The sequence below is a fragment of the Petrachloros mirabilis genome (assembly GCF_975968855.1).
This window is the reverse complement of sequence record NZ_CDLUDY010000006.1, coordinates 1-6,439: the sequence shown is the minus strand read 5'-3', so window position 1 is coordinate 6,439 and position 6,439 is coordinate 1. Positions and strand designations below refer to the sequence as shown.

Sequence of the window (6,439 nt, the reverse complement as noted above, 5' to 3'; positions counted from 1 at the left end):
GTGATTTGGACGTCTTCATCGAAACGAAGAGCAATCTTCACAAAAACCAGATCCGCACATTGGCTGTGGGCGGAGTGAAATGCATGCAGCCGGGGCTGGAAAGCTTGAGCCTCAATCAGCTTCGCGCCATGGATAAGGGTGTGACTCCGATGCAAAACATCGTCTGCCTCAAGTGGAGCTTCTACTATCGGGTGGCGGTGTCCTGGAACATCTTGCTGGGTTTTCCTGGGGAGAGCAACGAAGATTATCGTCGCCAGATTGATCTGATTCCTTCATTGCTTCATCTCCAGCCGCCTGAGGCAACAGGTAAATTCTGGCTAGAGAGATTCAGTCCCTACTACACGAAACCCCGCGAGTATGGCGTCCGAATCACGGGACCTGGCCTGGGATACGAATATGTCTATGATGCCCGCCAGGTAGACTTGAAAAGAATCGCGTACGATTTTGAGTATGAACTTGAGAACTGGCCCGTCGATCCGCACGTCCACGAGGAATTGATCTCTATGATTGAAGGGTGGCAGCAATTGCATCGATCTCACGATCGGCCATTTCTCTATTATTCCAAAGCGCCGGGTTATGTGACAGTGTACGATGGAAGAAATCCAAAGGCTCCCTCGAGGAGACGCTACGACGGATTAAGTGCCCGGGTGATCGAGTTGTGCAACGAGGCGGCGAAGAGTACCGAGCAAATCTGCGCGGCGGTTGCCGGTGAAGTCCATTGCGGTGATGATGAGATGGCTTCTGTCTTGAACGAGTTGACCGTGAGGCGTGTACTCTACGAAGAGCGCGGCAAGTATTTCACCCTGGCGATCCCTGAAAATCCTTACCTGTAGCCCAGCCCAAGCACATTCCTACATGGAGAGTTTCTCAGCGACGTTTCGCATCTGCACTCCGTGTACAAGCGATGCGCCGCCGCGAATAGCGCAAGCTACGTGAACGGCTTCTGTCATCTCCTCGATATTGGAGCCTTTTTCAAGCGACGCTTGCGTGTAGGCATCGATGCAGTACGGGCACTGGACCGTATGAGCTACTGCCAGGGCAATCAAGGCCTTCTCTCGTTCGCTCAAGGCCCCCTCTGCAAAGACCGCGTTGTAGTACCCCATGAACCGGTCCCAGAGATCCTTGTTGCTTTTACCCATCTCTGCAAACTTTCCAAGGTCGTGCGGATGGTAATAGGTGTCCATTGTGACTCCTTATGCGAGGATGAATCCCGCCGGCGATGGGCTGACAAGATCGACCTCGGCGAGCTTGACTGTCAGCCTCAAGCTTTTACGCGTTGCTGGGTGGCTCTGGATCGGCTTGAGACAGAATCTGTGAAAAGCGATTGCCGACAATGCCGGAGACTTTCCCCATGAGGTCGTTGACCTCCTGCCATTCGTGAGGCAACAAATCCTGTTTCAGTTGAGGGTGAATGGCCCACTGCGCTTCAACCTGTGTACCTTTACGGCTGACGAGGACGCGGAGTAATTCCACGTCCCAGGTTGTCGATTGGGCTCCTGCCGGTTGGGAAGAGTTGCCGTTCGACTGTCCTGATGGAGGCGTTGTACTAGCCATATTGCATTACTCCTGTGGCTCCTAAATAAGTAGGACAAATCATACCCCAACGAGTTTGCGTCTGTATATGCTGCAAGTGGTCTCTCCAAGGAGAAGAGGCCGAGCGGGTTACTATGAAGACGCGGGAGATGAGTTTTCGTTGAGCACGGCGAGCATGGCTGTATGAATATAGCCGTTGCTGGCAACCAGTTCAGGTTGATAAATGGAGTGCGTCTTCCCGGCGAAGTCCGTCACCTTGCCGCCGGCTTCACGAAGTATGACGACACCAGCTGCCATGTCCCACGGATTGAGTTTGACCTCCCAAAAGCCATCAAAACGGCCTGCGGCTACGTAGCACAAATCAAGTGCCGCGCTTCCCGTTCGGCGGAGCCCTTGTGCCTTCAGTGCAAATTGGCAGAAGTGATTCAGATTATTGTTCGGCGTGTCACGGATGTCATATGAGAATCCTGTCACAAGCAGTGCGTGATCGAGCTGTTGCGTGGATGTAACGTGGATAGGTTGTCCATTGAGCCATGCCCCGCCACCGGATCGCGCAGTGAAAAGCTCATCTCTCGTTGGATCGTAAACCACGCCGACAATGCCAACACCATTGCGTTCAACACCAATGGACACGGCATAGGTCGGAAATCCGTGGGCAAAATTGGTGGTTCCGTCGAGTGGATCGATCACCCACTGATACGGTGATGGGGGGTGAGGATCGGCCCCTCGTTCCTCTGCAAGAATTCTATGGGTCGGAAATTGCGTACGGATATGATCAATCACGCACTGTTCGGCCGCATGATCGGCATCGGTGACCAAATTGACGGGATTCTTATGCTCGATCCGAAACCCGGTCTTGGCATAGTACAGCAAGAGATTGCCGGCGGACTGTGCAGCCTTCGTTGCCACCGATAGGAGTAGTTCGCTTGAACAGTTGTCATCGGGAAGTTGAGGCATCGACGGCACTATACCACGGCCTCACCCATGCGACATGGCGCTTGTTTGTGCACCAATGTATAGGGTTACCAATCCCCATACCTACTACCTATCGACAATATACAATTCATTTCAGAACGATAAAAAACATGCAAGGCATAACTATGAATTTCACTATTGACTTGCTTCACAAGCAAGGATATAAAGCAAGCATGCTTCTTTGGGGGCCTCCCTGTGGAAGAACTCACCGATATTTTGGTCGGCCTTGAACAGCGCATTCATGCGTACAAGAACCGATTGCAAGAACTCGAAAAAAAACGTCGCCGTCTGGACGACGAGATTGCAACCATCAAAAAATATTTGGAGTTGGCGGAAACGCTGTACCGCGTCGAAGCCGATAAGGCGAAGCTTGCTAGTCTGTCGACTCAGTTGCTGAGCGATGAAAAAGGGTCGCGTGCGATTCCTGTCGATGTAACGGACCAGTCGCGCGAGATCCTTCTAGGGCGGAGTAAGTATGCAGGGAAGAGCGTACCGGAGGCGGCGTATCAGATGCTGCGCGAAGCCAATCGCCCCATGCACGCAAAAGAACTCGTGCAACGTCTCCTCGAGGGAGGGCTTCAGATCAAGGGGAAGACGCCGCTTACGTCGGTGGCCACGTCGCTGAAACGCGACCGTCGGTTTAGGAAAGTCGGCCCGAACACATTCGAAGCTATCGAGGAAGTATTGATTCAAGCCGTATAAGGACCATTTAAGCTAGTCGGCACAATGCGAAGGGGGGTGAGAGTCTTGGCGACGAAGAAAGCAGCAAAGAAGAAAAAGAAGTAAGTCCCGCCTCTATTTCTGGCGTCGGGGGCGAGGCCACTCGCTCCCGATGCTATAAAGATGACTACGCCCAACCCTGCCCTAGTCCCCCCTACAACCAAAGGTCATAGAGAACCACAAGTCATTCAGCGTGAAGTTCTTAATGAGAAGGGATAGGCCTTAGGAAGCCTGGAGAGCAACTCCAACCGACGGTCGTGGAGTGGGGACGAGAGGAAGCGGCTCGCTGTGTGAAGTCGAATGACCTGCATTGAGCAATACCCAGCATTCCGGGTGGTCGAGGATCTGCTTTACCAAACGCGTGTGCAAGGCATGACCAGACCGATCGGCAATCAGGTGTCCGATAAACGGAAGACCAAGGAGCGAAAAATCGCCGATCAGGTCTAACACCTTGTGACGAACGAACTCATTGGGGAAGCGAAGGCCAGATTCATTCAACACACCATCTTGAGAAAGGACAACCGTGTTATCAAGATTCCCGCCACGACCCAGTCCTCTGGCCCAGAGTGCCTCAACTTCTTGCAGGAAACCGAACGTTCGGGCTTCGGCGATCTCCGATGCAAACGCATCAGCGGAATACTCGTACGAATAGGCTTGAGTCTGAATCAACGGATGATCGTACTGAATCGAATAGGTGATCCGCGGAGTGGCCGAGGGTTCAATGCGGATACGCTTCGACCCATCGACGACTTCCAGCGGTCTGGTCAATTTGAGAAATGATTGGCTTCTATTCTGGTGAATGATCCCGGCCGATCGAATCATCCGAACGAACGGCGCAGAACTGCCGTCCATTACCGGTGCTTCACCAGCATCAACTTCAACGTAGGCATTATCGACGTTTAATCCAGCCAACGCCGCCAGAATATGTTCAATTGTCTTGACCTGAAACCCGTGGCCGCTGATGGCGGTACAGAGTTCTGTAGCAACCAAGTGTTCCACAGAGGCCGCAAGAGAAGCTCCGGCGTGTCCATTACGATTGACGAAGACAATTCCCGTGTCCGGAGGAGCCGGGCGAAGAGACAGGGTCACAAGTTGACCTGAATGGAGGCCAACTCCCGCGCAGCTGACGCTGTTTGCTAATGTCTGTTGTAATCTCACGGTGTTTCCTCCAAAATCACCTATGGGTCAAGCAACTCCAGTGCCAAGTAATAATGAACGGGGAATTTGTCATAACTAATTGATGTTAAAACGATATTATTGATTTGTTCTGATGGGCCCATCTGTGGCTGAAATGTAACATCTGTGACTTTTTCAAATGATACGGCTGCTTAGATAGTCCATACAGCATAAAAACTATGAAAGACGTTTACTGGCAGGCTCATGGCCTTGGGTCCAATTCGATGAGGCCCTTTCTGATGGCCAATATGGCGGCCTGCGTGCGGTCATAGACTTGTAGCTTGTGGAAGATGTTTCGGACATGGTTCTTCACGGTTTTTTCACTGAGGTCTAGGCTGTTCGCGATTTCCTTGTTGGTTTTCCCGTCGGCCACCAGCCTCAGGACCGTAATCTCTCGCTCGGTGAGGTCATGCTCGACCCAGGCCGGTTTCTTCCCCTTTTTTTGGGCCATGAGTGAGAACTCCGCGAGGATTTTGCTGGCAACGGAAGGATGAATCAGGGACTCGCCACGATAAATCGCCCGAATGGCTGCAACGATTTGGGACGACTCAGAGTCCTTGAGCAAATACCCGGTGGCTCCGGCTCGAACTAGATCGAAGATATATTGCTGTTCTTCATACATGGTCAATGCGACGATCCCGATATGGGGAAACTCCCGCTTGATCTGCCGCGTCGCCTCCACGCCGCCCATCCGCGGCATGCTGACGTCCATCAAGACGACATCGGGCAGCAGCGTCCTAGTTTTCTCGACAGCCTCCATGCCATCTTGGGCCTCGCCGACGACGTTGATATCGTCCTTCGTCTTAAGAATCGCGGCCAGCCCTTCGCGCACCACACGGTGATCATCTGCTATGAGGACTTTAATCTTTTCCATCTTGAGAGATCTCCTTCTTGCCGAGCGGGACTTCTACCACGATCGTGGTGCCATGCCCTTTCTTTGAATCGATTCGTGCCTCGCCTCCTACGAGCTTGGCGCGCTCGAGAATGCCGCGAATACCGAAGTGGTCCCACTTTTCCGGATCTTTTAAGACTTGCTGCATGTTGAAGCCGATGCCGTTATCGGCAATGGTCACGGTTAGTCTGTCAAGATCGATTTCTAATCGTACGGAAACATGATCTGCCTTGGCATGCTGAAAGACGTTACTGAGTGCTTCCTGGACGATACGAAAGAGAAAGATCTTTGTGCGAGGGAAGAGGATCTGTTCATCGCCCAACACCTCAAACTCAGTCTTGATATGGTATTGAGTCTGATACGACTTCAGATAGTTGGTGAGTCCGGGAATGAGCTCCATTTTGTCGTATTGAAGGGGTCGAAGATTGAAGATAACCTGCCGGGCTTCTTTAATAGCCAACTTAAGCTGCTCTTTGCTCTCGCGTAACGTTGCCAAACTCGCTTTCGGATTCTTGCGGAGCAGTTGTTGGCATAACTCAAGTTTGAAGTTCACGCCGGCCAGGCTCTGCACCAGGCCGTCATGGATTTCGCAGGCGATTCGCGTGCGCTCCTCCGTCACGGCGGCACCCGTTTCCTTTACGTACAGCCGGTAGAGGGATTGATACTTATTCAGGGTCTTTTCGATTTCCGCTGTCGCTCTGATACGGGCCTCGATCAATTCCCACATGAATTTTGCGCTGGCCCCGCCGATGATCGTCACGCCCATACGGTGAAAATCTTGGAGTACTTGCCAAACCTCCGCGTTGCCGGACACATCGATGATGAGGTCAACGCGTTCTAAATCAAGAAGCTGTCGATAATCCCGCGTGACAGGGATTTTCAGTCGTTTCGCTAGGGCTAGGCCAGGCGCATGGGCATTCACTTCGGCTACACCGACGATTCGTACCAGCGGATCGTTGGCGAATATTTCCATCAGCGCAGTTCCGCCGCGACCTGCGCCTATGATAGCCACGTGCGTGGCCCCAGGGGCTCGGCTCCTGCGCATGCGTCTCGTTGGTTTGGCCTGGGTGATCGACATGACGTTGCGTAGTCTGTTATCTCCAGATTGCGTTGCGGACAAAACGGAAAGAGAAAAGATGGCGC

General features: G+C 52.6%; 8 protein-coding genes. 2 read left to right on the top strand and 6 right to left on the bottom strand.

Annotated elements, in window-relative coordinates:
* A partial coding sequence (locus ACWVCN_RS00290; protein ID WP_455243500.1) for a hypothetical protein occupies positions 1–833 on the top strand: 833 nt, incomplete at its 5' end.
* An 18-nt stretch (positions 834–851) separates the two neighbouring features.
* Here ACWVCN_RS00290 and ACWVCN_RS00285 read toward each other — a convergent pair.
* The 3 genes from ACWVCN_RS00285 to ACWVCN_RS00275 all read right to left on the bottom strand — a co-directional run bounded on the left by ACWVCN_RS00285 (position 852) and on the right by ACWVCN_RS00275 (position 2,490).
* Positions 852–1,184, bottom strand: a complete 333-nt coding sequence (locus tag ACWVCN_RS00285) for an arsenosugar biosynthesis-associated peroxidase-like protein (RefSeq protein WP_455243499.1) — start codon at positions 1,182–1,184, stop codon at positions 852–854.
* 85 nt (positions 1,185–1,269) lie between these two features.
* Positions 1,270–1,554, bottom strand: coding sequence for a hypothetical protein (locus ACWVCN_RS00280; protein ID WP_455243498.1), 285 nt, complete (start codon positions 1,552–1,554; stop codon positions 1,270–1,272).
* Positions 1,555–1,665: 111 nt separating this feature from the next.
* Positions 1,666–2,490: an inositol monophosphatase family protein gene (locus ACWVCN_RS00275; protein ID WP_455243497.1), complete on the bottom strand. Its 825-nt coding sequence runs from the start codon at positions 2,488–2,490 to the stop codon at positions 1,666–1,668.
* 213 nt (positions 2,491–2,703) lie between these two features.
* Between ACWVCN_RS00275 and ACWVCN_RS00270 the strand changes: the two genes are divergently transcribed.
* Positions 2,704–3,210, top strand: coding sequence for a winged helix-turn-helix domain-containing protein (locus tag ACWVCN_RS00270; protein WP_455243496.1), 507 nt, complete (start codon positions 2,704–2,706; stop codon positions 3,208–3,210).
* A gap of 240 nt (positions 3,211–3,450) precedes the next feature.
* Here the strand turns inward: ACWVCN_RS00270 and lpxC are convergent, their stop codons facing one another.
* From lpxC to ACWVCN_RS00255, 3 genes are all read right to left on the bottom strand, one after another.
* Positions 3,451–4,386, bottom strand: a complete 936-nt coding sequence (lpxC, locus tag ACWVCN_RS00265) for a UDP-3-O-acyl-N-acetylglucosamine deacetylase (protein WP_455243495.1) — start codon at positions 4,384–4,386, stop codon at positions 3,451–3,453.
* Positions 4,387–4,606: 220 nt separating this feature from the next.
* Positions 4,607–5,278: a response regulator gene (locus ACWVCN_RS00260; RefSeq protein ID WP_455242738.1), complete on the bottom strand. Its 672-nt coding sequence runs from the start codon at positions 5,276–5,278 to the stop codon at positions 4,607–4,609.
* Positions 5,265–6,439 (bottom strand): histidine kinase (locus ACWVCN_RS00255; protein ID WP_455243494.1); only part of this gene is annotated, 1,175 nt, incomplete at its 5' end. The genes ACWVCN_RS00260 and ACWVCN_RS00255, both read right to left, overlap by 14 nt.